The 26,223-nt window shown below is 72.8% G+C and carries 27 protein-coding genes; 13 read left to right on the forward strand and 14 right to left on the reverse strand.

From position 1 onward, the window contains the following. The first annotated feature begins 98 nt into the window (after positions 1-98). On the forward strand, positions 99-584 hold the full coding sequence (locus C1I92_RS10225; RefSeq protein ID WP_369124089.1) for a SigE family RNA polymerase sigma factor: 486 nt from the start codon (positions 99-101) through the stop codon (positions 582-584). Beyond that, on the forward strand, positions 577-1,461 hold the full coding sequence (locus C1I92_RS10230) for a hypothetical protein (protein ID WP_111254560.1): 885 nt from the start codon (positions 577-579) through the stop codon (positions 1,459-1,461). The genes C1I92_RS10225 and C1I92_RS10230 overlap by 8 nt, the downstream gene beginning before the upstream one ends. Here the strand turns inward: C1I92_RS10230 and pyrE are convergent. Further along, positions 1,458-1,997: an orotate phosphoribosyltransferase gene (gene pyrE / locus C1I92_RS10235; protein WP_111254561.1), complete on the reverse strand. Its 540-nt coding sequence runs from the start codon at positions 1,995-1,997 to the stop codon at positions 1,458-1,460. The two genes, C1I92_RS10230 and pyrE, sit on opposite strands and share 4 nt — an antisense overlap. Before the next feature lie 29 nt (positions 1,998-2,026). Between pyrE and C1I92_RS10240 the strand changes: the two genes are divergently transcribed. Then, positions 2,027-2,674, forward strand: coding sequence for a hypothetical protein (locus C1I92_RS10240; protein ID WP_111254562.1), 648 nt, complete (start codon positions 2,027-2,029; stop codon positions 2,672-2,674). Between the two features lie 5 nt (positions 2,675-2,679). On the opposite strand, the gene C1I92_RS10245 is transcribed toward C1I92_RS10240, so the two are convergent. Beyond that, positions 2,680-3,444 carry an SDR family NAD(P)-dependent oxidoreductase gene (locus C1I92_RS10245; RefSeq protein WP_111254563.1) on the reverse strand — a complete coding sequence of 255 codons (765 nt, stop codon included), beginning with the start codon at positions 3,442-3,444 and terminating at the stop codon, positions 2,680-2,682. A 133-nt stretch (positions 3,445-3,577) separates the two neighbouring features. Between C1I92_RS10245 and C1I92_RS10250 the strand changes: the two genes are divergently transcribed. Then, the gene (locus tag C1I92_RS10250; RefSeq protein WP_199521108.1) at positions 3,578-4,993 is read left to right on the forward strand and encodes a serine hydrolase domain-containing protein; all 1,416 of its coding nucleotides are present in this window, start codon (positions 3,578-3,580) and stop codon (positions 4,991-4,993) included. Positions 4,994-5,062: 69 nt separating this feature from the next. On the opposite strand, the gene C1I92_RS10255 is transcribed toward C1I92_RS10250, so the two are convergent. Continuing rightward, a complete protein-coding gene (locus C1I92_RS10255; protein WP_111254564.1) occupies positions 5,063-5,290 on the reverse strand; it encodes a hypothetical protein in 228 nt (75 codons plus the stop codon). Between the two features lie 242 nt (positions 5,291-5,532). On the opposite strand from C1I92_RS10255, the gene C1I92_RS10260 reads away from it, so the two are divergent. The 3 genes from C1I92_RS10260 to C1I92_RS10270 all read left to right on the forward strand — a co-directional run bounded on the left by C1I92_RS10260 (position 5,533) and on the right by C1I92_RS10270 (position 7,371). Further along, complete coding sequence (locus C1I92_RS10260) at positions 5,533-6,339, forward strand: helix-turn-helix domain-containing protein (RefSeq protein ID WP_158564080.1); 807 nt, start codon at positions 5,533-5,535, stop codon at positions 6,337-6,339. Then, entirely contained in the window at positions 6,336-6,545 is a 210-nt protein-coding gene (locus C1I92_RS10265) for a DUF397 domain-containing protein (protein WP_111254566.1), read from the forward strand. The genes C1I92_RS10260 and C1I92_RS10265 overlap by 4 nt, the downstream gene beginning before the upstream one ends. Before the next feature lie 67 nt (positions 6,546-6,612). Then, positions 6,613-7,371, forward strand: a complete 759-nt coding sequence (locus C1I92_RS10270; protein ID WP_111254567.1) for a siderophore-interacting protein — start codon at positions 6,613-6,615, stop codon at positions 7,369-7,371. Positions 7,372-7,396: 25 nt separating this feature from the next. On the opposite strand, the gene clpB is transcribed toward C1I92_RS10270, so the two are convergent. Beyond that, the gene (clpB, locus tag C1I92_RS10275) at positions 7,397-9,985 is read right to left on the reverse strand and encodes an ATP-dependent chaperone ClpB (protein WP_111254568.1); all 2,589 of its coding nucleotides are present in this window, start codon (positions 9,983-9,985) and stop codon (positions 7,397-7,399) included. 107 nt (positions 9,986-10,092) lie between these two features. Between clpB and C1I92_RS10280 the strand changes: the two genes are divergently transcribed. Next, positions 10,093-10,449, forward strand: a complete 357-nt coding sequence (locus C1I92_RS10280) for a DUF4333 domain-containing protein (RefSeq protein ID WP_158564081.1) — start codon at positions 10,093-10,095, stop codon at positions 10,447-10,449. Here the strand turns inward: C1I92_RS10280 and C1I92_RS10285 are convergent. Then, entirely contained in the window at positions 10,438-11,043 is a 606-nt protein-coding gene (locus tag C1I92_RS10285; protein WP_111254570.1) for a TetR/AcrR family transcriptional regulator, read from the reverse strand. The genes C1I92_RS10280 and C1I92_RS10285 overlap by 12 nt on opposite strands. A gap of 61 nt (positions 11,044-11,104) precedes the next feature. On the opposite strand from C1I92_RS10285, the gene C1I92_RS10290 reads away from it, so the two are divergent. Further along, entirely contained in the window at positions 11,105-11,515 is a 411-nt protein-coding gene (locus C1I92_RS10290) for a hypothetical protein (RefSeq protein WP_111254571.1), read from the forward strand. A gap of 55 nt (positions 11,516-11,570) precedes the next feature. On the opposite strand, the gene C1I92_RS10295 is transcribed toward C1I92_RS10290, so the two are convergent. Genes C1I92_RS10295 through dnaK form a run of 5 tightly spaced genes read right to left on the reverse strand, consistent with a single transcriptional unit; the run spans position 11,571 to position 16,456 of the window. Continuing rightward, positions 11,571-12,206, reverse strand: coding sequence for a hypothetical protein (locus tag C1I92_RS10295; protein ID WP_146605088.1), 636 nt, complete (start codon positions 12,204-12,206; stop codon positions 11,571-11,573). A gap of 51 nt (positions 12,207-12,257) precedes the next feature. Next, positions 12,258-12,674, reverse strand: coding sequence for a heat shock protein transcriptional repressor HspR (locus C1I92_RS10300; RefSeq protein ID WP_325048139.1), 417 nt, complete (start codon positions 12,672-12,674; stop codon positions 12,258-12,260). A 2-nt stretch (positions 12,675-12,676) separates the two neighbouring features. After that, positions 12,677-13,825 carry a molecular chaperone DnaJ gene (gene dnaJ, locus C1I92_RS10305; protein WP_111254573.1) on the reverse strand — a complete coding sequence of 383 codons (1,149 nt, stop codon included), beginning with the start codon at positions 13,823-13,825 and terminating at the stop codon, positions 12,677-12,679. A 31-nt stretch (positions 13,826-13,856) separates the two neighbouring features. Further along, positions 13,857-14,567, reverse strand: a complete 711-nt coding sequence (gene grpE / locus C1I92_RS10310) for a nucleotide exchange factor GrpE (RefSeq protein WP_111254574.1) — start codon at positions 14,565-14,567, stop codon at positions 13,857-13,859. Continuing rightward, a complete protein-coding gene (dnaK, locus tag C1I92_RS10315) occupies positions 14,564-16,456 on the reverse strand; it encodes a molecular chaperone DnaK (protein ID WP_111254575.1) in 1,893 nt (630 codons plus the stop codon). The genes grpE and dnaK overlap by 4 nt, the downstream gene beginning before the upstream one ends. Before the next feature lie 144 nt (positions 16,457-16,600). On the opposite strand from dnaK, the gene C1I92_RS35260 reads away from it, so the two are divergent. Together C1I92_RS35260 and C1I92_RS10320 are read left to right on the forward strand one after the other, a co-directional pair. After that, positions 16,601-16,729 (forward strand): hypothetical protein, encoded by a 129-nt coding sequence (locus C1I92_RS35260; RefSeq protein WP_267896733.1) that lies wholly within the window; start codon positions 16,601-16,603, stop codon positions 16,727-16,729. A 2-nt stretch (positions 16,730-16,731) separates the two neighbouring features. Continuing rightward, positions 16,732-17,892, forward strand: a complete 1,161-nt coding sequence (locus C1I92_RS10320; RefSeq protein ID WP_111254576.1) for a heparan-alpha-glucosaminide N-acetyltransferase domain-containing protein — start codon at positions 16,732-16,734, stop codon at positions 17,890-17,892. Here the strand turns inward: C1I92_RS10320 and C1I92_RS10325 are convergent. After that, positions 17,866-19,173 (reverse strand): SGNH/GDSL hydrolase family protein, encoded by a 1,308-nt coding sequence (locus tag C1I92_RS10325; protein WP_111254577.1) that lies wholly within the window; start codon positions 19,171-19,173, stop codon positions 17,866-17,868. The two genes, C1I92_RS10320 and C1I92_RS10325, sit on opposite strands and share 27 nt — an antisense overlap. A 503-nt stretch (positions 19,174-19,676) precedes the next feature. Here C1I92_RS10325 and C1I92_RS10330 point away from each other — a divergent pair. Then, positions 19,677-22,160 (forward strand): M14 family zinc carboxypeptidase, encoded by a 2,484-nt coding sequence (locus C1I92_RS10330; protein WP_158564082.1) that lies wholly within the window; start codon positions 19,677-19,679, stop codon positions 22,158-22,160. A 58-nt stretch (positions 22,161-22,218) separates the two neighbouring features. Here the strand turns inward: C1I92_RS10330 and C1I92_RS10335 are convergent, their stop codons facing one another. Together C1I92_RS10335 and C1I92_RS10340 are read right to left on the reverse strand one after the other, a co-directional pair. Next, on the reverse strand, positions 22,219-22,725 hold the full coding sequence (locus C1I92_RS10335; RefSeq protein WP_111254579.1) for a ferritin: 507 nt from the start codon (positions 22,723-22,725) through the stop codon (positions 22,219-22,221). A 54-nt stretch (positions 22,726-22,779) separates the two neighbouring features. Beyond that, a complete protein-coding gene (locus C1I92_RS10340) occupies positions 22,780-23,964 on the reverse strand; it encodes an MFS transporter (protein ID WP_146605089.1) in 1,185 nt (394 codons plus the stop codon). 93 nt (positions 23,965-24,057) lie between these two features. Here C1I92_RS10340 and C1I92_RS35430 point away from each other — a divergent pair, with 93 nt between their 5' ends. Then, the gene (locus C1I92_RS35430) at positions 24,058-25,044 is read left to right on the forward strand and encodes a LysR family transcriptional regulator (RefSeq protein ID WP_111254581.1); all 987 of its coding nucleotides are present in this window, start codon (positions 24,058-24,060) and stop codon (positions 25,042-25,044) included. Here the strand turns inward: C1I92_RS35430 and hutI are convergent. Then, a complete protein-coding gene (hutI, locus tag C1I92_RS10350) occupies positions 25,003-26,214 on the reverse strand; it encodes an imidazolonepropionase (protein WP_111254582.1) in 1,212 nt (403 codons plus the stop codon). The two genes, C1I92_RS35430 and hutI, sit on opposite strands and share 42 nt — an antisense overlap. Positions 26,215-26,223: the final 9 nt, after the last annotated feature.

Raw genomic sequence — 26,223 nt, forward strand, 5'->3', positions numbered from 1 at the left:
CAAATGTACCGAGTCGTGGGCGCGGGTGTGGGCGGGTCCGGAGATTCGCGCCGGACGGACGATGCAGCGGATCGGCCGCCTCGCCACGTCTCAGGGACATGGGCGTGGACTTCCACGAGTACGTGGTCACCCGGCGGCAGCCGCTGCTGCGCCTCGCGTACCTGCTGACCGGCGACGCCCACCTCGCCGAGGACGTCGTCCAGACGGCGTTGCTGCGGGCGTTCCGGCAGTGGCGGCGGGTCAGCCGGGCCGACCAGCCCGACGCCTACGTGCGTCGCATGGTCGTCAACGCCTACCTCGACGGCCGGCGGCGGCGCAGTTCCACCGAGGCGGCGACCGCGCCGGCCGACCTGCCCGCCGTCGCGCCCGGGCCCGACCACGGCGACGCGCACGCCGAGCGGACGGTCATGTGGACCGCGCTGGCGGGGCTGCCGCGCGTGCAGCGGGCGGTGCTGGTGCTGCGGTACTACGAGGACCTCGACGACGCCCGCATCGCCGAACTGCTCGGCAGCACGCCCTCGACGGTCCGGTCGAACGCGTCCCGGGCCCTGGCGACGCTGCGGAAGGAGTGGACCCGTGTCTGACCTCGACCTGGAGACCGCGCTGCGCGCCACCCTGTCCGAGCGCGCCGCGCACGCTCCGGGGGGCGACGACCTCGCCGACAGCGCGACGCGCGCCGGTGTGGCCCGACGGCGGCGGCGCCGCATCGCGGGAACGGCGGCGGTGCTCGCGATCGGCGCCGTGGCCGGGTTCGCCGGACGGGGGCTGGTCCCGGTCGCCGGCGACGCCGAGCCGCAACCGGCGGACACCCCGCCGGTCGGCGACCTGGTCACCTGCGGAGAAACCTGGCCGGCGTTCGACCCGGTGCTGCTCACCGAGCGGCCGGCGCTCGACCCGGAGAGTGACCTCGGCGTCGCCGTCCGCACCACGGCGCGGCCGCCGGTCGCGGCCGGGTTGATCGACGGCTGGACGCTGGTCGACCAGGTGGGCTCGACGGCCTACCTCCTGATCTGGTTGGACCAGACCGCGACCGCCCGCAACATCGCGCCGAACAGCATCGTCGGGGCGACCTACGAGCAGGCCGCCGACGGCACCTGGTCGGTTCGAGGTACCGGTGAATGCCAGCCGGAGCGATACTTCGACGACGGACTCGACCCAGCCGATTGGCGGCTCCCGGGCGAGCAGCCGCCACCCGATGCCACGGCGGTGACGATCCTGGCCTACGAGATCGACTGCTCCAGCGGGCAGCCCGCCGACGGCCGGCTGGCCGACCCGATCGTCGAGTACCAGGACGACGCCGTCGTCATCACCATGCGCATCGAGCCACCCGAAGGCGAGCTCCTCACCTGCGTCGGCAACCCGGAGACACCCGTCACGGTCGAGTTGGACGAGCCGCTCGGCGACCGCGAACTGCGCAACGGCCTCTGGTACCCGGCTCGGCCGGTGCTGCCAGAGCCCTAGAGACCCAGGTCGGACCACGAGTAGGCGGCCCGGTACTCCAGCCCGGCCGCCTCGATCCGCTCCCGCGACCCGGTGTCGCGGTCCACGATGACGGCGACGGCGACGACGTCGGCGCCGGCCTCACGCAGTGCCTCGACGGCGGTCAGCACGCTGCCGCCGGTGGTCGACGTGTCCTCGACGGCGAGCACGCGGCGCCCGGCGACGTCCGGGCCCTCGATCCGGCGGCGCAGCCCGTGCTGCTTGGCGTCCTTGCGGACGACGAACGCGTCGAGGGACTGCCCGGCGGTGTGGGCCGCGTGCAGCATCGACGTCGCAACCGGGTCGGCGCCGAGGGTGAGGCCGCCGGCGGCGTCGTAGGCGAGATCGGTGGTGAGCTCGCGCATCACGGTCCCGACGAGGGGCGCGGCGGCGCCGTCGAGGGTGATGCGGCGCAGGTCGACGTAGTAGTCGGCCTCCTGGCCCGACGACAGCACGACCCGGCCGCGGACGACGGCCTTCTCGACGATGTGGCGACGCAGCTCATCCCAGGCACTCACGAGGCACGAGCGTACGGCAGGCTGTCGGCGTGCAGCCCGGAGCCGTCGTCATCGTGTCCGGCCCGCTCGGTCCGTGGACCGGCGGGCCGCCGCCCAGCACGGCGCCGTATCCCGTCGTCGTCGCCGCGCCGGTGGCCGACCGGCCGCCGTACTCCGTCAGCTGGCTGGCCGCCGCCTCACGCCACCTGCTCGCGGCAGCACCCGCGTCGCCGCTGGTCCTGGTCGCGCACGGGACCGCCGGGCCGCTGCTGCCGGCGCTGGCCCGGACTCAGCGGGCGGCCGGACGGCGGATCGGCGGCTATGTGTTCGCCGACGCGACGCTGCCGCGGCCCGGGGCGCCGTCGCACCTGGACCTGCTCCGCGCCGCCGACGGTGCGGCCGCCGACGCCGCACACGACGCGCTCCATGCGAGCGACGCCGGCTGGCCGCCGGAGGCCGCGCACCCGGGCGGCCACGACTTCTGGACCGAGCGGCTGCCGCCGGCGCCGGACTGGCCGGATGCGCCGTGCGCCTACCTGCGCACCGGCGCCGACGTCCCGGGTGTCGGCCCGCCGGACTTCTGGGCCCGGTCGGCGGCGGCCCGCGGCTGGCCGGTCACGACGCTCACCGACGGCGACGACGTGGCGGCCGCGCTCGCCGACGTGATCGCCGGGCTACCAGGCGCCACGGTCGCCTGACACCGTCAGCGGCGGCGGCCGGCGGGATGCCGCTGGCCGAGTCCGAGCACGAGCCGGCGCGGCAGCCGGGGCAGCGCGGCGGCCGCGAGCTTGTACACCGTCCCCGGCACCGACACGGCCTTCCCCAGCCGCAGGTCCTTCAGCGCGGCGGCGACGACGGCGTCGGCGTCGAGCCACATCCAGGACGGTAGCGATGACATGTCCTGCTGGGCGCGGTCGTGGAACTCGGTGCGAACGAACCCCGGGGCCAGCGCCATCACCTGGACGCCGGTGCCGCGCAACTGCGGCACCAGGCCGAGGCTGAACGTCGTCACCCACGCCTTCGCCGCGCTGTAGGTGCTGCGCGGCACCCAGCCGGCGACCGAGCTGACGTTGATGACGGCGCCCCGGCCGCGCTCGACCATGCCGGGCAGCGCCGCGTGAGTCAGCCGCAGCACCGCGCGCACCAGCACGTCGAGCAGGTACTCCTCGTCGGCGGTCTCGGTGCTGAGGAACTTGCCGCGCAGCGCGAAGCCCGCGTTGTTGACCAGCAGGTCCACCGGTCGCTCGGTCGCACGCAGCCGCTGCTCGACGACCTCGGTGTCGGTCGCGAGATCGGCCGGCAGCACCTCGGCGCCGACCCCGTAGGCGCCGCGCACCTCGGCGGCGACGGACTGCAGCCGGGCCTCGTCGCGCGAGACGAGAACGACGTCGTGGCCGCGCGCCGCGAGCGCCCGGACGAAGGCCAGCCCGATGCCCGCGGTCGGCCCGGTGACGAGTGCCGTTGCCATGCGCAGACCCTACGCCGCCGACCACGATGCGAGACCGGCAGCCGAATTGCGATACATCACGACGATCATGGTCACACATCGGTCATTGTGGTCGATAAGGTCAGGATTCGTGAGCGATCTTTCCCATCCCGCCGTGGCCGACGCGACCCGCTACTTCGACTCGTGGGTGGCGTTCCGGCAGCAGTACGACCACGTCCCCGGCATCCAGGCCGCGGTCCTGCACGAGGACAAGCTGCTGCTGTCCAGCGCGCACGGGCAGGCCGACGTCGAGCACGGCGTCGCGCTCACCCCACACCACCTGTTCCGCATCGCGTCGCACTCGAAGACGTTCACGGCGACCGCGGTCCTGCAGCTGGCCGAGCGCGATCAGCTGCGCCTGGACGACCAGGCGGTCCACTGGCTGCCGTTCCTGCGCGAGACCCCGCTGGCCGCGGTGACGGTGCGCGAGCTGCTCGGGCACGGCGGCGGCGTGGTCCGCGACAGCCACAACGGCGACTTCTGGCAGCTGGCGCACGCGTTCCCCGACGAGGACCGGCTGCGCGCGATCCTGCTCGACGACGGAGCCGGCGTGCTGCCGGCGAACGAGCGGTTCAAGTACTCCAACATCGGCTACTCGATGCTCGGCCTGATCGTCGCGGCCGCCTCCGGGCAGCCGTACCACGACTTCGTGCACGAGCACATCGTCGAGGCGCTGTCGCTGGAGAACACCGGTCCCGAGTACGACCCGGCCCGGGCCGGCGACTACGCCACCGGCTACACCGCGCTCTCCTACGCCGACCGGCGCATCCCGATCGACCACGTCGACACCGCCGCGATGGCCGCCGCCACCGGCTTCTACAGCACCGCCGAGGACCTGGTGAACTACGTCGCGGCGCACTTCCACGGCGACACCCGGCTGGTCTCGGACGCGTCGAAGCGGCTCATGCAGCGCGCGGAGTGGAAGGTCGAGGGCCGCGGCGGCGCGGAGTACGGGCTCGGCTTCGGCCGGTCGATGATCGGCGGACGGCTGGTGTTCGGGCACGGCGGCGGCTACCCCGGGCACATCACCCGGACGTCGTTCGACCCCTCCGGGCGTCTTGCCGTCTCGGTGCTCACGAACGCGATCGACGGCCCCGCGCAGATGCTCGCCGACGGGCTGATCCGGCTGGTGAACCTCGCCGAGCGGGTGAGCCCGCAGCTGGAGCGATCGCCGGCGGACCTGTCCCGGTTCACCGGCCGGTTCGCCAGCATGTGGCGGGTGTTCGACGTGGTCGACCTCGCCGGCCGGCTGTTCCTGCTGGATCCGACCGAGCGCGACCCGACGGAGGAGCCGATCACGCTCGCCGTCATCGACGACCACACGCTGCGGATCAGCGGCGGCACCGGATACGCGCCGGTCGGCGAGACCATCCGGTACCACTTCGGTCTCGACGGCGTCGACTCGGTGCAGGCCTTCGCGATGACGGCGTACCCGATCGACCGGGTGGCGCGGGCGGTGCACACCCGCGACCGGGTCTCTCCCGGCACGCCGCTGGTCACGGGTGGTGCCGGCGACGCTCCCTCGAGATGATCTCGCAGACGGCCCACAGCAGGGGCAGGGCAAGGACGACGAGGGTCGAGGACATCTCACTCACCGGGTTCAGAACCGCTGATCGGGTCGGGTCACGCCGTGGCTCCACTGGCCCGCCCACGTCGCGGCGGGGCACGGCCAGCTCTCTCCGCACTCGCGGCACGACGACCAGCGGTGCGGCATCCAGCGACGGCCCGGAACGTGGTCGCGGAGCAGACGTGAGGCGTAGGCGTCGACCTCGTCGGCGGTCCAGTCGACCAGACCGTAACCGTGCGCTCGCGCCGTGTAGCCGGCCATCTCTCCTCCGTCGTGCCGGGCCCGTCGAAGGCCCGTGCTCCGGGCTCGTCCGCGCCGGGTGGGGCGGGGTCGCGGACGGGGGTCTGGCAGCGCTTCGCCACGGCTCGGATCAGCCGAAACGCTGCGCCGACGCCCTTGGCGAAGTATCGTGCATGATCTGAGCCACCGGCGGGAACAATTCGGCTGTCACGCCCACCACCTGTGACGCCGCCCGCGACTTTGTGACATCGCCTGGAGATGCCGTGACAGACCATGATCCGGATTCCGCGGCCGCCTTTTTCGGTGGTGAGCTGGCACGCGCGCGTCACCGTGCCGGTCTCACTCAAGAACAGTTGGCCGAAAAGCTCAACTACTCGCGCGGAGCCGTGGCTAATGTGGAAACTGCGCAGCGGCCTCCGCAGCGAGAGTTCGCGGAACGCTGCGATGAGATCCTGGGAACCGACGGCCTCCTCGTCCGTGCTTGGAAGATGGTGAGTCGCGAGTCGGTGCCCGCGAAGTATCGAGGGTTCATCGAGGAGGAAGAACGGGCAAAGTCGATCCATACGTACGAGCAGACCTTTCCGCCCGGACTCCTGCAGACACAGGCGTATGCACGCGAGCTCCTGGCGGGCGTCAGGATGGCCTATGACAACCACGTCGACACGCAGGTCGAAGCCCGGATGCGGCGGCAGGAGATCCTGCGTCGCGATGATCCACCGAGGCTTCGAGCGGTGATCGACGAGGCCGCGCTTCGTCGGATGATCGGCGGGCCGGACGTCATGAGAGATCAACTTCAACACCTGCTCAAAATGGGCGAGATGCGGCATATCACCATTCAGGTGATGCCATTCGTCGCGGGAGCGCATGCCGCGCTGAACGGACAAATGACGATCTTCGACCGCCTCAACGGGCAGCCGGTGTTGTACTACGAGGGCCCCACCGGGGGTCACCTCATGACGGACAGCGGGGTCGTGGGCGATGCCGTGGACCGGATGGATGTGCTCCGGGCCCAGGCGTTGTCACCAGATGAATCGGCGGATCTGATCCGTCAAGTCTTGGAGGAATTATGAGCGAGGTGTCGGAGCTGGCCGGCGCCGTGTGGCGCAAGTCCAGCTACAGCAACGGTGACGGTGGGCAGTGCGTCGAGATCACGCCGCTGCCGAACGGTGGCATGGCTGTGCGCGACAGCAAGAACCCCAACGGTGGAGTTCTCAAGTTCACCGCTGGCGAGTGGTCGGCGTTCGTGATGGGCGCGAAGGCCGGCGAGTTCGACTGAGACCGTACCGACCTCTTTGACCGCCCCCGCAACCCAGAGGTTGCGGGGGCGGTTCTACGATGCGCACATGCTCGCCGCGACCGGACCCGCCCGCGGCGCCGTAGGCCGGCTGCGGGCCGTGGCGACCACGCAGGTCACGCCGGCGATGCTGCGACTGACGGTCCAGGTCGAGGAGCCGCACCTGCCGCTGGACCCGTCCGGCCCGAACCGGGTGCTGCGACTCTCCCCGCCGGCCGAGCCCGAGCCGGACGCCGGCGTGCTCAGCGGGGCGCGGCCGGCCAGCCGCACCTACACGATCCGCCGGGCCGACCCGGCTTCTGACCGGCTCGACATCGACGTCGTCCTGCACGGCGACGGGCTGTTCGTCCGGTGGGTACGCGGCGCGGCGCCCGGCGACCCGCTCGACTTCACCGGCCCGCGGCCGCACGCCGTCCCGTCCTTCGAGGCCGATGCCGTCGTCATGGTCACCGACGAGACCGGGCTGCCGGCGCTGGCCGCCATCGTCGAGGCCGCGCCCGCCGGGCTGCCGATCCACGCGGTCGTCGAGGTGGCGGACGCGGCGGAGGAGCAGGCGCTGACGTCGGCCGCGGATCTGCGGGTCGGCTGGCTGCATCGCGACGGCGCCCCGGCCGGGACGACGGGCGCGCTGGAACGAGCGGTCCGGTCGCTGGACTGGCCGGCCGGCGCCGTCGACGTGTGGGTCGCCGGCGAAGCGGGCGAGGTGCGCTCGATCCGCCGGTTCGCCGCCACCGACCGCGCCGTCGAGCGGGGCCGCCTGCACGCCTTCGGCTACTGGCGCCTCGGCCGCGCCGGCTCCCCCTCCTGACCGACCCGGAGCGAGGCCGGGGCGGTCAGGCGGGGCGGACGCTGAGCTTGTCGGCGCCCTCGTCGAGGTCGACGACGACCGTGTCTCCGTCGCGGACCTCGCCAGCGAGGATCTCCTTGGCCAGCTGGTCGCCGATGGCGGTCTGCACGAGCCGGCGCAGCGGCCGGGCGCCGTAGACCGGGTCGTACCCGGTCAGCGCCAGCCACTCCTTCGCGCTGTCGGTGACCCGCAGCGCCAGCCGCCGGTCGGCGAGGCGCTGCGCGAGCTTGACCACCTGCAGCTCGACGATGCGGGCCAGCTCGTCGGTGCCGAGCGGCTCGAACATCACGATGTCGTCGATCCGGTTGAGGAACTCCGGCTTGAACGACGCCCGCACGACCTCCATGACGGCGTCGCGCTTGGCCTTCTCCTCCAGCGCCGGGTCGGCGAGGAACACCGAGCCGAGGTTCGACGTCAGGATCAGGATGACGTTGCGGAAGTCGACCGTGCGGCCCTGCCCGTCGGTCATCCGCCCGTCGTCGAGCACCTGCAGCAGGATGTCGAAGACCTCCGGGTGCGCCTTCTCGACCTCGTCGAGCAGCACGACGGAGTACGGGCGGCGACGGACCGCCTCGGTGAGCTGGCCGCCCTCCTCGTAGCCGACGTAGCCGGGCGGGGCGCCGACCAGCCGGGCGACGCTGTGCTTCTCGCCGTACTCGCTCATGTCGATGCGGACCATCGCCCGCTCGTCGTCGAAGAGGAACTCCGCGAGCGCCTTGGCCAGCTCGGTCTTGCCGACACCGGTCGGGCCGAGGAAGACGAACGAGCCCGTGGGCCGGTCGGGGTCGGAGATGCCGGCGCGGGAGCGGCGGACGGCGTCGGACACGGCCGCGACCGCGGCCCGCTGGCCGACCACCCGGCTGCCCAGCTCGTCCTCCATGCGCAGCAGCTTCTCGGTCTCGCCCTCCAGCAGCCGGCCGGCCGGGATGCCGGTCCACGCCGCCACGACGTCGGCGACGTCGTCGGGGCCGACCTCCTCCTTGACCATGGTGGTGGTCGCGGCCTGCGTCTCGGCGGCCTCGCTGGCGGCGGCCAGCTCCTTCTCCAGCTCCGGGATGCGCCCGTACAGCAGCTCGCTGGCGCCGGCGAGGTCGCCCTCACGCTGCGACCGCTCGGCCTGGCCGCGCAGCTCGTCGATCTGCTCCTTCAGCGCGCCGACGCGGTTCAGCCCGGCCTTCTCCTGCTCCCAGCGGGCCTCGAGGGCACGCAGCTCCTCCTCGCGGTCGGCCAGCTCGGCCTGCAGCGACGCGAGCCGCTCTCGCGAGGCGGCGTCGGACTCCTTGTCCAGCGCCAGCTCCTCCATCTTGAGCCGGTCGACCTGGCGGCGCAGCGTGTCGATCTCGACCGGCGAGGAGTCGATCTCCATGCGCAGCCGGGACGCGGCCTCGTCGACCAGGTCGATGGCCTTGTCCGGCAGCTGCCGGCCGGTGATGTAGCGGTGCGAGAGCGAGGCGGCGGCGACCAGCGCGCTGTCGGCGATCTGCACCTTGTGGTGCGCCTCGTAGCGCTCGCGAAGGCCGCGCAGGATCGCGACGGTGTCCTCGACGCTCGGCTCGCCGACGTAGACCTGCTGGAACCGGCGCTCCAGCGCGGCGTCCTTCTCGATCCGCTCGCGGTACTCGTCGAGCGTCGTGGCGCCGACCATGCGCAGCTCGCCGCGGGCCAGCATCGGCTTGAGCATGTTGCCGGCGTCCATGGCGGAGTCGCCGGTGGCGCCCGCGCCGACGACGGTGTGCAGCTCGTCGATGAACGTGACGACCTCGCCGTCGCTGGCCTTGATCTCGTCGAGCACGGCCTTGAGCCGCTCCTCGAACTCGCCGCGGTACTTCGCGCCGGCCAGCATCGTGCCGATGTCGAGCGACACCAGCCGCTTGCCGCGCAGCGACTCCGGCACGTCGCCGGCCACGATGCGCTGCGCCAGGCCCTCGACGACGGCGGTCTTGCCGACGCCGGGCTCGCCGATGAGGACGGGGTTGTTCTTGGTGCGCCGCGACAGCACCTGCACGACGCGGCGGATCTCGGAGTCGCGCCCGATGACGGGGTCGATCTTGCCCTCGCGGGCCCGCTCGGTGAGGTCGACGCCGTACTTGTTCAGCGCGTCGTAGGTGCCCTCGGGATCCGGGCTGGTCACCCGGGCCGAGCCGCGCACCTCGGCGAACGCCGCGCGCACCTTCTCGGCCGTGACGCCGTGCCGGGCCAGCAGCTCCTGCACCGGCGACGGGACGTGCGCCAGCCCGACCACCAGGTGCTCGGTGGAGACGTACTGGTCGTCCAGCTCGCGGGCCACCTCGCCTGCGTGCGACAGCACGGCGTACGTGGTGCGGGCCAGGTTCGGCGACGCGACGGTGGAGCCGGCCGCCTTCGGCAGCCCCTCGAACGCGACGTCGACATCACGGCGGACGGCGGCGAGGTCGGCGCCCGCGGCCTCCAGCAGCGACCCAGTCAGCCCACCGGACTGGATGAGCAGCGCACGCAGCACGTGCACCGGCTCGACGGCCGGATTCCCCGCGGTCGCGGCGCTGCGCACGGCGACAGACAGTGCCTCCTGGGCCTTGGTGGTGAGCTGGTCGGTCATCGATCTCCTCGGTGTTCGGTCTCGTTGTCAGAGACAACCGCCACGAAGTTGAGCCTATTCCACTCAACTCTGCGCCGCCAGCCCCCCGCTGTGGAACGATGACGGCGATGTCCCGACGCCTCCCGGCCGCGCTCGCCGCCGCCCTCACCGCCGTCGCCGCCCTGGCCGGATGCTCGGCGCTCAGCGACCGCACGGTACCCCGTTCGGACCTGGAGAACGCGGTCCAGCAGCTGATGGAGGAGCAGTCCGGCCAGCAGGTCGAGTCCGTCAGCTGCGACGGCGATCTGGCCGGCGAGGTGGACGCGTCGGTCCACTGCACGGCGACGGTCGACGGCGAGCCGGTCGGGCTCACCGTCACCACGACCGACGTCGACGGGAACGACGTGCGGTACGAGGTGCGCAACGACACCGCCACGCCCACCCAGCCGGCGACCGAGCCGGCGCCGTCACCGTCAGCGACCTGACGCCGCCCAGCCGGCCACGTTGGCCCGCACCGCCGCATCGAAGACGGCGGCCGGATCGCCGGCCCGCGGCGGCATGAACTCGCCCAGCTCGATCGACACCAGCCCGTGCACGTTGGCCCACAGCGCGGTGGCGATCGACTCCGCCGCCGGCCGCTTCGGGAGCGCGCCGGCCCGGACCGCACGCCGTACCGCGTCGAGGAGCGGCCGGAACGTGCGCGCCCCGGTCCGCGCGGCCCGCCGACCGACGTCGGACGGGCGCACCTCGTCGCCGAACATCACCCGGTAGCCGTTGGGGTCGGCGAGCGCGTTGTCGCGGTAGGCGTGGCCGAGCCGGACGATGTCGGCGAGCGGGTCGTCGCTCACGCCGACCGCCGTCAGCCGGTCCGCGAACCGGGCGAACACCTGCTCGTACAGCGCCGACACCAGCCCCGGCTTCCCGCCGAACAGCGAGTACACCGCCGCCGTCGAGGTGCCGGCCTCGGCCGCCAGCGCGCGCAGGCTCAGCGCCGCGACGCCGTCGGAGGACACCGTCGCGGCGGCCCGGTCCAGCAGCCGCTCGCGCAGCGCGTCGTCGTGCAGCCGAGGTCTGCCCACTTGACGAGCATATCCTGACACTGTTTTATAACAGTGTTAGCAAACGAGACCAGGAGCCGTCATGCTCGAACTCAGCACCGAGGCCACCCGGCTGGCCGGGATCCTCCTGCTCGCCGCCGTCACCATCGAGTCCGGCGGCTGGTACCTCACCCGGATCGCCCGCGGCGCGGTGCCGGCCACCGACTTCCAGCGCTCGTTCGCCCGGGCCGGGCACGGCCACGCCGGCATGTTCGTCACGCTGGGACTGCTCACCGCGGTGCTCACCGACGCGACGTCGCTGGACGGGTTCGCGGCCTGGGTGGCGCGCAGCGGCGTGCCGATCGCGGCGATCGTGATGCCGGCCGGCTTCTTCTTCTCCTCGCTCGGTCCCGGCCGGACGACGCCGAACCGGCTGATCTGGCTGGTCTGGATCGGCGCGGCGATCCTGGCCGCGGGCCTGGTCACGCTGGGTGTCGGCCTCCTGACGGCCTGACGCTCGGGCGCGGCGACCCATGCTGCCAGCAGCACCGCCGCCGCGCCCGACTGGCTCAGTCCTCCGGGAAGTACGGCGCGACCACCTCGGCGATCTGCTGGGCAGTGTCACACATGTCGTCGGTGTAGGCGGACTCGACCGTCGCCAGTTCCACGCCGACCGAGTCGTCGCCCCGGCCGAACTCCACCAGGCAGCCGACACCGGGCACCTCAAGGACACGGGCATCACGACCGTCGATGGTGGTTCCGTCACCACTGACCTCGGTGCCGGCCGAGAACTTCACCGAGGTGGTGACGTCCAGGTTGTCGGCACGGTCGATCATGCACTGGGCCGGCGACGGGTCGGCGAAGGGTTTCAGCTCCTCGACCGGGACCGGCAGCTCGGCGACGGGGATCGCCGCGCAGACCTGCTCGGGAGTGAGGTCGCTCTGATCGGCCGGGATCGCGGTGGCCCCCGTCAACTCGCTGGCGTCGCCGGAGTCGTCCTCGGCGCCACCGGTCTGGTCCTCGGTCTCGTCCTCCGCCGACGGGCTCGACCCGCCGCCGTCCGAGCCATCCTCGGACGCACCGGCCTGGCCCTCGGTCCCGGCCGACGGGCTCGACCCGCCCTCGCCGTCCGTGTCGTCACCACATGCGGACAGAGTGCAGAGCGCGGCCAGCACGGCGGCCGCGATCGTCATCCTTCGTGTCATGACGCGACTATGACAGCCCCGGCGACTTTGCGTCGCGGCCACCCCCGGCGGTCAGTCGCCGGCGACGTAGCGCGAGCGGTAGATGGCCAGCGCCGACGTGAACGCCGGCACGGGCAGGTAGTCGACGGGCTCCTCGGCCGCGCCGGTGATGAGCTCGAGCTGCTGGCGAAGCGCGTGCACCTCGGCCTCGAGCGCCAGGATCCGCTTGATGCCGACGAGGTTGACGCCGTCCTCCTGGGACAGCCGCTGCACCTCGCGCAGCAGTTCGACCTCGCGCAGCGAGTAGCGCCGGCCGCCGCCGGGGGTGCGCCGAGGCGACACCAGCCCGAGGCGGTCGTACTGACGCAGCGTCTGCGGGTGCATGCCGGCCATCTCGGCCGCGACGGAGATGACGTACAGCGGCTCGTCGTCACTGACCAGCCGCGCGGCGCCGGACATCGCGACGATGAACCGTCCTCCGGCCTCCATGGTCACCCCTCCTTCGCCGCCAGATTCATCAGCTCGGCCCTGACGTCCTCACCCGAGGTCGCCGTCTGGAACTCCTCCAGCGCCTGCTTCGCGTCGTTCTCGAGCGACGGAGGCACCGCCACCTCGACGGTGACCAGCAGGTCACCACGGGTGCCGTCCTTGCGGGACGCGCCGCGGCCGCGCACCCGGAAGGTGCGGCCGTTGGGCGTGCCCGGCGGCAGCTTCAGCGTGACCGCGCTGCCGCCCAGCGTCGGCACCTTGATGTCCGCGCCGAGTGCCGCCTCGGGGAACGTCACCGGAACGGAGACCGTGAGGTGCTCGCCCCGGCGGCCGAACACCGGATGCGTCCCGACGTGGATGATCACGTACAGGTCGCCGGCGGGGCCGCCGCGCTCGCCCGGCACGCCCTTGCCGCGCAGCCGGATCCGCTGCCCGTCGGTGACCCCGGCCGGGATGCGCACGTGCATGACCTTGCTCGTGGTACCGCGGCCGGAGCCGCTGCACACCGGGCACGGGTCGTCGACGACCAGGCCGCGGCCCCGGCAGTCCTTGCACGGCTCGGCCATGCCGAAGCCGCCGGAGTCGGTGCTGGTGAAGCCGGTGCCCGAGCACGTCGGGCAGACCCGCGGCACGGTGCCGGCCCGCGCGCCGGTGCCGGCACAGGCCGAACAGGCCGACGAGCTGGTCAGCTTCAGCGGGATGGTCTTGCCCTCGACCGCCTCGCTGAACGTGACGGTCACCTCGCGCTCGACGTCGGCGCCGCGGCGCGCGCCCGTGGTCCGCGGCCGGTTGCGCTGGCCGAAGATGCCGCCGAACACGTCGCCGAGACCACCGCCGCCGCTGCCGGAGAACAGGTCGCCGAGGTCGAAGTTGAAGTTCCCGCCGCCACCGCCGGCCGGCGTGCGGATGCCGCTGCCGAACAGGGTGCGCGCCTCGTCGTACTGCTTGCGCTTGGCCGGGTCGGACAGCACGGAGTACGCCTCGGAGACGTCCTTGAAGCGCTCCTCCGCCGCCTTGTCGTCCTTGTTGCGGTCGGGGTGGAGCTCGCGAGCAAGGGTGCGGTAGGCCTTCTTGACCGTGGCCGCGTCGGCGTCCTTCGCGACGCCGAGGATCTTGTAGTAGTCCTTCTCGATCCAGTCCTTGGTGCTCACGGGCTCCCCCCTCCTCTCCGTCTACGGAACGTCAGTTCTGGTCGTCCTTATTCTCCGCCGCATTCTCCGCCGCGTCGTCGGTCGCCGGCGACTCGACCGGCTCCGGCAGCTTCTCCGTCGGCTCGGCCACCGCGACCCGGGCGGGCCGGATGATCCGCTCGCCGATGCGGTAGCCGGGCTGCAGGATCTGCGTGGCGGTCGGCACGTCGACGTCGTCGGCGTACCCGTGCATCAGCGCCTCGTGGATCATCGGGTCGAAGGCGTCGCCTGGCTCGCCGTAGCGGACCAGGCCGGCCTTCGCCGTCACCGCCTCGAGCGCCTCGCCGACCGACCGGAACGCGCCGGTGAGGTCGCCGTGCTCGCGAGCCCGGCCGATGTCGTCGAGCACGCCGAGGAGCTCCGCCAGCACCTCGGCCTTGGCCGCCTCGCGGTTGGCCTCGCGGTCGCGCTCGACCCGGCGGCGGTAGTTGACGTACTCAGCCTGCAGCCGCCGCAGGTCGTCCAGGCGCTCGGCCGCCTCGGCCTTGGCCGCCGCCAGCTCCTCGGCGCCGGCGCCGGCAGCAGGACCGGCTGCGGGGCCGGGGCCGCCGGACGCGGGAGCCGTGGCCCCCGCGTCCGTGCCGGCGTCGTCCGCGGCGCGTCGCTCACCGGTCTCGGGATCGATGCGCCGCCGGTCGCGGATGACGGGCTTCAGCTCCTCGGCGCCCTCCCCGGGACCCTCGGGTCGCTGCGCATCGGTCACTTGGTGTCCTTCTCGTCGTCGACGATCTCGGCCTCGACGACGTCCTCCTCGGCGTTGTCGGCCGTGGCGGACGCGCCGTCGCCGGCGTCGGGACCGGCCTGCGCGCCGTCGGCACCGGCGCCGTCACCGGAGGGCGCCTGCGCGGTGGCGTAGATGGCCGCGCCGAGCGCCTGGAAGGCGGTCTGCAGCCGCTCGGTGGACGACTTGATGGCCGCGTCGTCGTTGCCCTCGAGCGCCTTCTTCGCCTCGGCCAGGGAGGTGTCGACGTCGTCGCGGACCTCCTGCGAAAGCGTGCTGACCTTCTCGGTGTTGTCGGCCAGGAACTTCTCGGTCTGGTAGACCAGCGACTCGGCCTGGTTGCGGTTCTCGGCCGCCTCGCGCCGCTTGTGGTCCTCCTCGGCGTACTGCTCGGCCTCGCGGACCATGCGCTCGATGTCGTCCTTGGGCAGCGACGAGCCGCCGGTGATCGTCATCGACTGCTCGCGGCCGGTGCCGAGGTCCTTCGCGGACACGTGCACGATGCCGTTGGCGTCGATGTCGAAGGTGACCTCGATCTGCGGGACGCCACGCGGCGCCGGCGGCAGGCCGGTGAGGTCGAAGGTGCCGAGCTTCTTGTTGTACGCCGCGATCTCCCGCTCGCCCTGGTACACCTGGATGCCCACGGTCGGCTGGTTGTCGTCGGCGGTGGTGAAGATCTCCGAGCGCTTCGTCGGGATGGTCGTGTTGCGCTCGATCAGCTTCGTCATGACGCCGCCCTTGGTCTCGATGCCGAGGGACAGCGGGGTGACGTCGAGCAGCAGGACGTCCTTGACCTCGCCCTTGAGCACGCCGGCCTGCAGGCTGGCGCCGACGGCGACGACCTCGTCCGGGTTCACGCCCTTGTTGGGCTCCTTGCCGCCGGTCAGCTCCTTGACCAGGTCGACGACGGCGGGCATGCGGGTGGAGCCACCGACCAGGACGACGTGGTCGATCTGGTCGACGGAGATGCCGGCGTCGCGGACGACGTTCTGGAACGGCGCCTTCGTGCGGGCCAGCAGGTCCGACGTCATCTGCTCGAACTGCGCGCGCGACAGGGTCTCGTCGACGTGCACCGGGTTCTTCTCGGCGTCCTGCGCGATGTAGGGCAGCGAGATGGACGTCTGCGTGCTGGACGACAGCTCGATCTTCGCCCGCTCGGCCGCCTCGCGGACGCGCTGCATGGCGATCTTGTCCTTGGACAGGTCGATGCCGTGCGCTGCCTTCACCTGGCCGACCAGCCAGTCGACGACCTTCTGGTCCCAGTCGTCGCCACCGAGGTGGTTGTCGCCGCTGGTGGCCTTGACCTCGACGACGCCCTCGCCGATCTCGAGCAGCGACACGTCGAAGGTGCCGCCACCGAGGTCGAAGACGAGGATGGTCTGGTCGTGCTCGCCCTTGTCGAGGCCGTACGCCAGCGCGGCGGCGGTCGGCTCGTTGACGATGCGCAGCACGTTGAGGCCGGCGATCTCGCCCGCCTCCTTGGTGGCCTGGCGCTGCGCGTCGTTGAAGTACGCGGGGACGGTGACGACGGCGTCGGTGATGGTCTCACCCAGGTACGCCTCGGCGTCGCGCTTCAGCTTCTGCAGGACGAACGCCGAGATCTGCTGCGGCGTGAAGGTCTTGTCGTCGATCTTCTGGGTCCAGTCGGAGCCCATGTGGCGCTTGACCGAGCGGATGGTGCGATCGACGTTCGTGACCGCCTGGCGCTTGGCCACCTCACCGACCAGGACCTCGCCGTTCTTGGCGAAGGCCACCACGGACGGGGTGGTGCGCGACCCCTCGGCGTTGGCGATGACGGCGGGCTCGCCACCCTCCAGGACGGCGACGACGGAGTTCGTCGTGCCCAGGTCGATGCCGACGGCTCGAGCCATGGCAGTTACCTCCAGTTGATCCTTCAGTGTTGAGTCAGTATGGCTCAACCTACAACCTTGAGCCGGTGTGGCTCAACTTCACTCCCGGACAACGAGCGGGCCGCTCCGAGGATTCCCTCAGATTCGGCGCGTACGCTGACCGGCATGTTCCCGGAGTTCCAGGACGACGACGCACCCCGCCGACGCGACGTACGCACGAAGATCGTGGCGGCGGTCCTCATCCTCTGCCTGGTCGCGGGGGTGGCTCCGTTCCTCGCCGCGCTGGTCTTCTAGCCGTGACGACGGTGCGCGAGGACACCCGACCGGTCGCCGTCCGCGACCGGCTGCTCGGCGTCGACGCGGCCCGCGGCATCGCGCTGCTGGGCATGATGTCGGTGCACATCATCCCGGGGATCGGCGACGACGGCGGGCTGACGGCGTCGCGGGTGCTCGCCAGCGGCCGCTCGTCGGCGCTGTTCGCGCTGCTGGCCGGCGTCGGCCTGGCGCTGGCCACCGGCGGGCGCACGCCGCCGAGGGGCCGGCCGCTGGCCGCGGCGAGCGCCGGGGTGGCGCTGCGGGCGCTCGTCATCTTCCTCGTCGGCCTGGCCCTGGGCGCGTTCCCGTCCGGCGTCGCGGTCATCCTCGCCTACTACGGTGTGCTGTTCCTGCTGGCCATCCCGTTCCTCGGGCTCGGGCCGAAGATCCTGCTGCCGCTCGGGCTGGTGTGGGCCGCGGGCGCGCCGCTGCTGAACCACTGGTGGCGCGTCGGCGAGCCGCTCGCGTCGTACGAGACCCCGACGTTCGACTCGCTGGAGCACCCGGCCGACCTGCTGCGCGAGCTGCTCGTCACCGGCTACTACCCGGTGTTCCCGTGGCTGGCCTACGTGCTGGTCGGGCTGGGCATCGGCCGCCTGGCGCTGTCGTCGACGCGGGTCGCGACGGCGCTGCTGGCCGGCGGCGCCGCGCTGGCGGTGGCGGCCTGGGTGACGTCGACGATCCTGCTCGACAACGGCGGACTGGAGCACCTGGTGACCGCCGGGCTCGGCGGGCACCCGGCCAGCCCGTTCGAGATCGGCGCCGACGTCAACCACACGTCGTTCTACGGCACCACACCGGCCACCAGCTGGTGGTGGCTGATCGTGGCCGCGCCACACACGGCGACGCCGTTCGACCTGCTGCACACGATCGGCACCAGCGCGGCCGTGCTCGGGCTCATGCTCCTGGTCGCCTCCCGGGCGCGCTGGCTGGTGTGGCCGCTGGCGGCGATCGGCGGCATGACGTTCACGCTGTACACGCTGCACGTCGTGCTGCTGTCGGGTCCGGTCCAGGGCCACGACCTGTCGACCTACCTGATCCACGTGGCGATCATGTTCGCGATCGCGCTGCCGTGGCGGGCGTTCATCGGGCGCGGGCCGTTGGAGGCGGTGCTGTCACCGTCGCCGCGGCGCCAGCTCTGAGAGGTCGACGGCGGCGGCCATCGCCGCGTAGCCGGCGTCGCCGGGGTGCAGGTGGTCGCCGGAGTCGTACTCGGCGCGCAGCCGCAGCGGCCGATCCGGGTCGCGCAGGACGGCGTCGAAGTCGATCACGGCGTCGAACGTGCCGGAGTCGCGGATCCACGCGTTGACGGCGGCCCGCACGGCCTCGCGCTCCGGCGTCCACGTGCGCCAGCCCTGGAACGGCGCGATGGTCGCGCCGACCGCCCGCAGGCCGGCGTCGTGCGCGCGCTGGACGATCTGCTCGTAGGCCGCGACCAGCCGCTCGGGGTCGTCCTGCGAGTTCGGCTGCTGGATGTCGTTCACGCCCTCGAAGACGACGACGGTGCCCGCGCCGGTCTGTGTCAGCACGTCGCGGTCGAGCCGGGCCAGCGCGTTGTCGCCCTGGCCGGGGCTGTTCGCGTCCAGCAGCAGCCGGTTGCCGCCGATGCCGGCATTGAGGACGCCGAACCGGTGCGACGGCGGCAGCTCCAGCATCCGGTCGGCCAGGTGGTCCGGCCAGCGCCGGTCCGCGTCGCGGGTCGAGCCGCCGCCGTCGGTGATCGAGTCGCCGAGGAACACCACCGCGCCGGACGCCGCGCCACGCACGTCCAGCCCGTCGAGGAACCAGAACGAGGCGGTCGTGCTCGCGAACGACCCGCCGGAGGCGGCGGCGGTCCGGTCGCCGGTCCCGATCCAGCCGGTCGCGCGCGCCGCCGTGTGGTAGGTCGCGGGGCCGGTCGGTCCGGGCAGGTAGAGGCTGACGATCACGTCGCCGTCATCGGCGATCCGCAGCGCGACGGGGTCCGAGACCAGCTCGGCGCCGGCCGGGATCGTCACGGCCAAGTCGCCGGAGAACGTCACCGCCCGCACCGTCGCCGGGTCGACGTCGCCGGGCGCCGCGCCCGGCAGCGCGAGCGTCGCGGCCGCGACGACGAGCGGGCGCGTCCCGTACACGTTGGTCAGCCGGAGCCGGGCCTGATCGCCGCCGACGGAGACGTGGAGCCGCTGGCGTAGCGTCGTGTCGGTGAACCCGGCCAGCGCCTGGCCGTCCTCGGGCCGGGCCACCGCGGTGGCCCAGGTGCCCACCCAGCCGGTGGCGGCGGGCGCTGCGGCCGGCGAGACAGCGGCCGGCTCGGCGGAGACGGCGGGAGCGGGCGGCGTGGCGGTCGTGACGCCGGCGACGAGGATCGCGGCCGTGGCGGCCACCGCCAGCGGGCCCGCCCAGCGGCGCAGCGCCGCCGGCAGCGGACGGGACGGCGGCATCGGCGGCTCCTGTCGAGTCGCCGCGCCCGGCAGGGGGTGACCGGGCGCGACACTGGTGAGGCTATGCGCGTGGGCGGCGTCCCGCCAGGTCCGCTGCGGCGAACGGCCGCCGCGCTGCGCCGAGCGGCGACGCCGCGGGGCGCGAACCGGGTCATGGGCTCATGCCGGAATCGGCACGGGAAAGACCTCAATTTACCGGTTCGTTATTACGCCCGTCAATAGCCACTTTCATTTCGACAGGAGCATTGACCGCCACGATTCCTGTCGCTAGGTTACGGACACCCCCACGTCCGTATTGTCCGGTGTTTCGCAGGGCACGGCAGGCGTCGCCGGACCATTTCACGAAAGGTCCCACGTTGTCGATGAAGCGCGCCCTGACGGGTGTGGCCGCAGCCGCCCTCGCCGCAACAGTGCTGGTCGTCGTGCCAGGCGAGCGAGGGACGGACACCGCGGACGCCGCGCCCGATGACATTCCCACACCCACCGAATTCTTCGGATTCGCGATGGGCACGAGCGGAAAGCTCGCGCCTTTCGAGCAGATCAAGGACTACTTCGAGCTGGTCGCCGAGGAATCGGACAGCGTCGAGTACGAAGTGGCCGGCACCACCACGTTGGGCCACGAATACCCGATCCTGCGGGTGAGCTCGGCGCAGAACCTGGCCCGGCTGGACGAGATCCTGGCGGCCAACGAGCGCCTGGCCGACCCGCGCTCGGACCTCTCCGAGAGCGAGGCCCGCACGCTGGCCGAGCAGAGCGTCCCGGTCTACTACCTCGAGGCGACGCTGCACTCCACCGAGGTGGGCAACCTGCCGGCGCTGGTCGACGTGATCCACCGGCTGTCGACCGAGCGGTCGGAGTACGTCCAGAACATCCTCGACAACCTGGTGATCCTGGTGGTGCCGTCGGCCAACCCGGACGGGCAGCACCTGCTGGTCGACTACTTCAACGAGACCGACGGCACGTCGTACGCGCGTACGTATCCGGATCTGTACCACAAGTACGTCGGGCACGACAACAACCGGGACTGGATCTTCTTCACCCAGGAGGAGTCCCGCATCCGGACCCGGCTGGAGCAGCAGTACCGGCCGGTGCTGCTGCACTTCATGCACCAGGCCGGCACCAACAGCCCACGCATGTGGGTGCCGCCGTTCGACGAGCCACTCGGCCCGAACATCGACTCGATCACCATCTCGGCCTCGAACGCGCTCGGCGCCGAGATCGCGAACGCCGCCGCCGAGGCCGGCCTGCCCGGCGTCAGCACCGACGACGCGTACGGCATCTTCTGGAACGCCGACGTGTTCGGCACCGGCCCGCACCGCGGCGCGTCGCTGTTCCTGCACGAGATCGCCTCGGTGCGCGACCTGGCGCTGCCGTTCTCCAACCCCGACGGCAGCCCGCCCGGCGCCCGCGACCGCACCATGCGCACGTTCGACCCGTACACCGAGTCGACGTGGACGCTGGAGCAGATCGTCGAGTACGCGAAGCTGTCGATGTACACCGGCCTGGACAGCGTGGCCAAGGACGCCGACGACTGGCTGTTCAACAACCTCTACCGGGTCAACCGGAAGAACATGGAGCCCGACGGCGGCCCGGAGACGTACCTCGTCCCGGCCGGCCAGCGCGACCCGTTCGCCGTCAAGGAACTGGTCGAGATCTTCGACATCGCCGGCGTCGAGGTGGACCGGGCGAAGTCGACGGTGCGGGTGGGCCGGCAGACCTACCCGGCCGGCACGCTGCTGATCCAGTCGCGGCAGCCGATGGGCAGCTGGGTCGACCAGGTGCTCGAGGTGGACCAGTACCCGGACTCGGCGCGCAAGTGCGCCGCCTGCCCGCTGATCATGCCCTACAGCGAGACCACCGACAATCTCGGCATGCTGCTGGGGCTGACGGTGGTGCCGGCGGACGACGCACGGGTGGCCCGCACCGAGCGGATCACCGCCGACGACGTCACCGCCCCGGCGGTGCCGAGCCCGCCGAGCGGCGGCGCGTACCTGGTGCGGCCGACGACCTACGGGCTGACGCACGCGATCGCCCGGCTGCAGGAGGACGACGTCCCGGTGTTCCGAGCGGCGGCGGCGTTCGCAGCCGGCAGCGCGACGTACGAGCCCGGCACGCTCATCGTCCCCGCGACGGCGGCCGCTCGGACGACGCTGACCGAGGTCTCCGAGCTGACGGCGCTGCCGGTGACGACGGCGCCCCAGGTGCCCGCCGTCGACGCGCTGGAGCTGAAGCCGGACACCAGGATCGGCCTGATCCGCGGCGCGAACAACATGCCCGGCGGCTGGCTGATGTGGCTGGCCGACACGTACGGGCTGAACTACGAGGTGGTCGAGGCCGACGACTACGCCGACCTCGCGCAGTACGACACCATCCTGGTCGCACCGGGCGTGAACAAGGCGCGCATCGTCAACGGCCTCAACCCGGCGCAGTACCCGGCCGAGTTCCACTGGGCCCGCGGCGTCGGCGAGGCCGGCTGGCAGGCGCTGGCGACATGGGTGCGCGACGGCGGCAACCTGGTCGCCGTCGGGGCGGCCGCGGAGACGGCGCGCGAGCTGCTGGCGCTGCCGATCGCCAACGCGACCCCGTCGGACCGGGCCGCGTTCAGCGCCCCCGGCACGTTGCTGAACGCCCAGTTCGACCCGGCCGCCCCGGCCACCTGGGGGATGCCGGCGAACTGGCCGGTCTGGTTCAACAACAGCCCGGCCTACCGGGTGACGGCCGGCTCCGGCGCCACCGTCGGCTCCAGCTACCCGGCCTCCGGTGAGCTGCTGGCCAGCGGCTACGCGCACGGCCAGGCGGCGCTGGCGGGGCTGGCCAACGTCGTCACCGTGCCGGTCGGGTCGGGCCAGGCGACCGTGGCGGGTGCGGACATCACCTTCCGCAGCTGGCCGCGGGCGACGTGGACGATCGTGTCGAACGCTCTCTACAACGGTCCCGGCACCGCGCTGACGGCGGCCGATCTGGCGGCGCGGCTGACGGCACGGTAACCGCGCGTGGCCGCCCTCGCGGCCCGGCCCGATTGCCGGGTCGCGGGGGGTCCGTCGGCTACTCCTCCGCGCCCGGCGCCCGGGCGCCCAGCTCGGCGTCGAGGCGCAGCAGCCCGGGGCCGTCGTCGCCGATGAGGTGCAGCCGGCCGAGGATCTCCGAGACGGTGGACTCCTCCTCGACCTGCTCCTCGACGAACCAGCTGAGCAGCGGCAGGCTGTCGATGTCGCCCTCGGCCTGCGCCAGCCGGTACAGCGCGCGGATCGACTCGGACACCTTCTGCTCGTGCGCCAGCGACGCCTCGAACGCCGTGACGACCTTCGACCCGGGGTCGGCGGGCGCGGCGATGTCGCCGATCTGCGGGCGGTTGCCGCGGTCGGTGACGTGCTGGATGAACTTGGCCGCGTGCACGCGTTCCTCGTCGGACTGGATGCGCATCCACGACGCCATGCCCGGCAGGTTCGCGTCCTCGAGCGCGATGGCCAGCTGCAGATACGCGATGGACGACTCCAGCTCCAGCGTGATCTGCTCGGAGAAGGCCTTGGCAAGTGTGTCGTTGAGCTTCATAGGGTCCGACGTTAACGCAGCTCAGAGCGCATTTCCACGAAGTCGCGCCTAACCTTAAGAAGGTTCGCCGAACCTCCGTGTGAGCGTGACCGCCACCGGGACGGCGACGACGAGCACGACGATCGCCACGCCGGCCACCAGCGCCGTGAAGCCGCCGGACGCGACGACCAGCCCGGCGATCGGCGCACCGCCGCCGGCGGCCAGGCCCATCGCGACCTCGCCGAGACCCTCGGCGCGCAGCCGGTCGCGCGGTGGCACGTCCGCCGTCAGAAGCGCGCTCCCGGCCAGCACGCCGGCGTTCCACCCCAGGCCGAGCAGGCCCAGCGAGACCAGCAGCACGATCGCGTCGTCCGGCCCCAGAGCGCCGACGACGCCCGCCGCGGCCAGCAGCGCCGCGGCCAGCAGCGTCGCGACGGCCGGGCCGGTACGGTCCAGCAGCGGCCCCGAGACCAGCGACGGCGCGAACATGCACAGCGCGTGCACGCTGACGATGCCGCCCACCCATGCCGGGCCGTGACCGTGCGCGACGAGGTGCACCGGCGCCACCGCCATCACCCCGACCATCACCAGGTTGGTGACGGCCAGCAGCGCGACCGCCCGCCACGGCACCCTCGCCCCGGTCCCCCTCGATCGTGGAGGCGTCCGGCCGGTCGCCGAGCTCGGCAGCAGGGCGCCGGCGGCGGCGAGGAAGGCGGCGACGGCGATCAGGTACAGGCCGGTCAACGGCGGCAGGCCGAGGGCGGACGCCAGCCGTTCGCTCCCGGCCAGCAGGTTCGGCCCCGCGACCGCGCCGGCGGCGACCGCGAACAGCACGATCCCCAGCGCCCGTCCGCGGTTCGCCGGCCCGGCGGCCTCGGCCGCGGCGTAGCGGGCCAGGAACACCGGCGCGTTGCCGACGCCGAACAGCGCGCTGCCCACCAGCAGCAGGCCGAGGCCGGCCCCGGCGGCGGCCGCGACGACGACCACCGCGCCGAGAGCACCCAGGACGTAGCCGAGGGCGAGCCCCGCGGGCCGGCCGATACGGGCGCTGGCGCGCGAGACCAGGACGGCGCCAGCGGCCGAGCCGGCCACGTGCACGCCGACCGGCAGGCCGGCCGTCGCCGGGTCACCGGTCAGGTCGACCGCCAGCAGCGGTCCGGCGATGCCACCGGCGGCCAGGCCGATGCTGCCGACGGCGGTGGCGGCGGCGAGCAGCGCCACCTTCGGGCGGGTGGGAGCGAGCAGCGTGGTGGTCGTCATGCCCTCCACGATCGGCGCGGTCACCTGAAGGCGTCCAACACCTGTTCAGAGGCCATTGACCGCTCTGCGTTGTCAATCGCTAGAGTGGGTCGCGTGGCCGTGTCCGAGGTCGACACCCGGTTGCTGCGGCACTTCGTGGCCGTGGCCCAGGAGCTCCACTTCGGCCGGGCGGCGGCCCGCCTCTTCGTCGCCCAGCAGGCGCTCAGCCGCGACGTCGCCAGGCTCGAGCGCGATCTCGGCGTCCGGCTGTTCGACCGCACGACCCGCCGGGTGACGCTGACGCCGCCGGGCGAACGGCTGCTCGTCCGGGCCACGGAGCTGCTGGACCTGCACGACGCCATGCTCGCCGAGCTGCGCGACACCACGCGCCCGCTGCTGGTCGACGTCATGCACGACCGCTCGACTGCGCTGCGCGTGCTCGAGGCGGCCCGGCCGCTGGCGCCGGACGTGGAGCTCGAGGCCCGGTTCCACGGCGGCTGCGATGCCGCCGTGCGGGGCCTCGCGGCCCACCGCGTCGACGTCGTGTTCGGCCGGCTGACCGGGGTCCGGGTCGCGCCGCCCGCCGGCCTGACCCGCCGGCTGGTCCGGCTGGAGCCGCTGGGCCTGATGGTCCTCGACGACGACCCGCTCGCGCGCCACGACACCATCGCGATGGCGCTGCTGCGCGGCCGCACCATCGACACCAGCGGCGGCAATCCCGAGGCGCCGGAGTGGACCGACCTGGGCGCGGAGCTGGTCGAGCGGCACGGCGGCGTCGTCGCGCCCGACCACCACCCCGGCATGGCCGCTGTCGCCGCCGCGCCACCGGAGGAGACCACCCACCACCTGCGCACGACCGGCTGGCCGGTGCTCACCAAGACCGACGCGGCGCCGATCCCCGGCACCGTCGTGCGGCCGCTGACCGAGCCCACCCCGCTCTACCCGTGGTGGATGGCGCACCGCGACACCCTGCGGCACCCGGGCGTCGACGCGCTGCACCGGGCGCTGGACCGGCTGATCCCGGCCGAGGGCTGGCTCGACCCGCCGGCCGGCGCGTGGCTACCCGCCGCCGACCGCGCGCTGCTGCACGTCGAGCAGTGAGGCCGGCCGGCCGTTCAGCCAGGTGTCGGCGACCAGCGGGACGCCGGGCCGGTAGGCCAGGTGGACGTACGACGGCGCGTCCAGCACGGCGAGGTCGGCGCGCGAGCCCGGCGACAGCTGGCCGACGTCGGTGCGACGCAGCGCGGCCGCGCCGCCCGCCGTCGCCGCCCACAGCGCCTCCGCCGGCGTCATCGCCATCTCGCGGACCGCGAGCGCGATGCAGAACGGCATCGACGACGTGAAGCAGGAGCCGGGGTTGCAGTCGGTGGCCAGCGCGACGGTGGCGCCGGCGGCCAGCAGCCGGCGGGCGTCCGGGTAGGGCGAGCGGGTGGAGAACTCCACGCCGGGCAGCAGCGTCGCGACGGTGCCGGAGCCGGCCAGCGCGTCGACGTCGGCGTCGGTGAGGTGGGTGCAGTGGTCAGCGCTGGCGGCGCCCAGCTCGCAGGCCAGCTGGACACCGGGCCCCGGTCCGAGCTGGTTCGCGTGCACCCGCGCGCCGAGGCCGCGGTCGATGCCCGCCGTCAGCACGGCCCGGGCGGCGTCGGCGTCGAACGCGCCGGTCTCGCAGAAGACGTCGACCCAGCGGGCGTGCGGCGCGCAGGCGTCCAGCATCGGCCCGGTGACGAGATCGACGTAGGCGGCCGGGTCCGGCGCGTACTCGGCCGGCACGACGTGCGCGCCGAGGTACGTGGTCTCGTCGGTGTACTGCCCGGCCAGCGCGAGTGCGCGGGCCTCGTCGGGCACCGTCAGCCCGTAGCCGCTCTTGATCTCGACGGTGGTGGTGCCCTGACGGCCCATCTCGCGCACCAGCCGCGCGAGGTTCGCGGCCAGCAGCTCGTCGGGCGCGGCCCGGGTGGCGGCGACCGTCGTGCGGATGCCGCCGGCGGCGTAGGGCTGCCCGCTCATCCGGGCGGCGAACTCGGCCGAGCGATCGCCGGCGAAGACCAGGTGGGCGTGGCTGTCGACGAAGCCGGGGACGACGCAGCGGCCGTCGAGGTCGATGCGGGAGTCGGCGCTGGGTGCGGCGGGGGCCGGGCCCACCCAGAGCACCCGACCGCCGGAGTCGGCGATCAGGGCGGCGCCGGAGATCTCACCGAGCGGCGAGCCGTCACCGAGCGCGGGATCGTTGGTCACCAGGAGCCCGATGCCGTCGAGCAGGGTCGTCGCCACGACCGCAGC

It is taken from the genome of Jiangella anatolica (assembly GCF_003236295.1).
Taxonomy (GTDB): Bacteria; Actinomycetota; Actinomycetes; order Jiangellales; family Jiangellaceae; genus Jiangella; species Jiangella anatolica.

Coding starts and splice junctions, on each gene's coding strand:
- C1I92_RS10225 (WP_369124089.1), top strand. CDS start 99: ATGGGCGTGGACTTCCACGAGTACGTGGTCACCCGGCGGCAGCCGCTG.
- C1I92_RS10245 (WP_111254563.1), bottom strand. CDS start 3,444: ATGGCAACGGCACTCGTCACCGGGCCGACCGCGGGCATCGGGCTGGCC.
- C1I92_RS10255 (WP_111254564.1), bottom strand. CDS start 5,290: ATGGCCGGCTACACGGCGCGAGCGCACGGTTACGGTCTGGTCGACTGG.
- C1I92_RS10265 (WP_111254566.1), top strand. CDS start 6,336: ATGAGCGAGGTGTCGGAGCTGGCCGGCGCCGTGTGGCGCAAGTCCAGC.
- C1I92_RS10270 (WP_111254567.1), top strand. CDS start 6,613: ATGCTCGCCGCGACCGGACCCGCCCGCGGCGCCGTAGGCCGGCTGCGG.
- clpB (WP_111254568.1), bottom strand. CDS start 9,985: ATGACCGACCAGCTCACCACCAAGGCCCAGGAGGCACTGTCTGTCGCC.
- C1I92_RS10280 (WP_158564081.1), top strand. CDS start 10,093: ATGTCCCGACGCCTCCCGGCCGCGCTCGCCGCCGCCCTCACCGCCGTC.
- C1I92_RS10290 (WP_111254571.1), top strand. CDS start 11,105: ATGCTCGAACTCAGCACCGAGGCCACCCGGCTGGCCGGGATCCTCCTG.
- C1I92_RS10295 (WP_146605088.1), bottom strand. CDS start 12,206: ATGACACGAAGGATGACGATCGCGGCCGCCGTGCTGGCCGCGCTCTGC.
- C1I92_RS10300 (WP_325048139.1), bottom strand. CDS start 12,674: ATGGAGGCCGGAGGACGGTTCATCGTCGCGATGTCCGGCGCCGCGCGG.
- dnaK (WP_111254575.1), bottom strand. CDS start 16,456: ATGGCTCGAGCCGTCGGCATCGACCTGGGCACGACGAACTCCGTCGTC.
- C1I92_RS35260 (WP_267896733.1), top strand. CDS start 16,601: ATGTTCCCGGAGTTCCAGGACGACGACGCACCCCGCCGACGCGACGTA.
- C1I92_RS10325 (WP_111254577.1), bottom strand. CDS start 19,173: ATGCCGCCGTCCCGTCCGCTGCCGGCGGCGCTGCGCCGCTGGGCGGGC.
- C1I92_RS10330 (WP_158564082.1), top strand. CDS start 19,677: ATGGGCACGAGCGGAAAGCTCGCGCCTTTCGAGCAGATCAAGGACTAC.
- C1I92_RS10335 (WP_111254579.1), bottom strand. CDS start 22,725: ATGAAGCTCAACGACACACTTGCCAAGGCCTTCTCCGAGCAGATCACG.
- C1I92_RS10340 (WP_146605089.1), bottom strand. CDS start 23,964: ATGACGACCACCACGCTGCTCGCTCCCACCCGCCCGAAGGTGGCGCTG.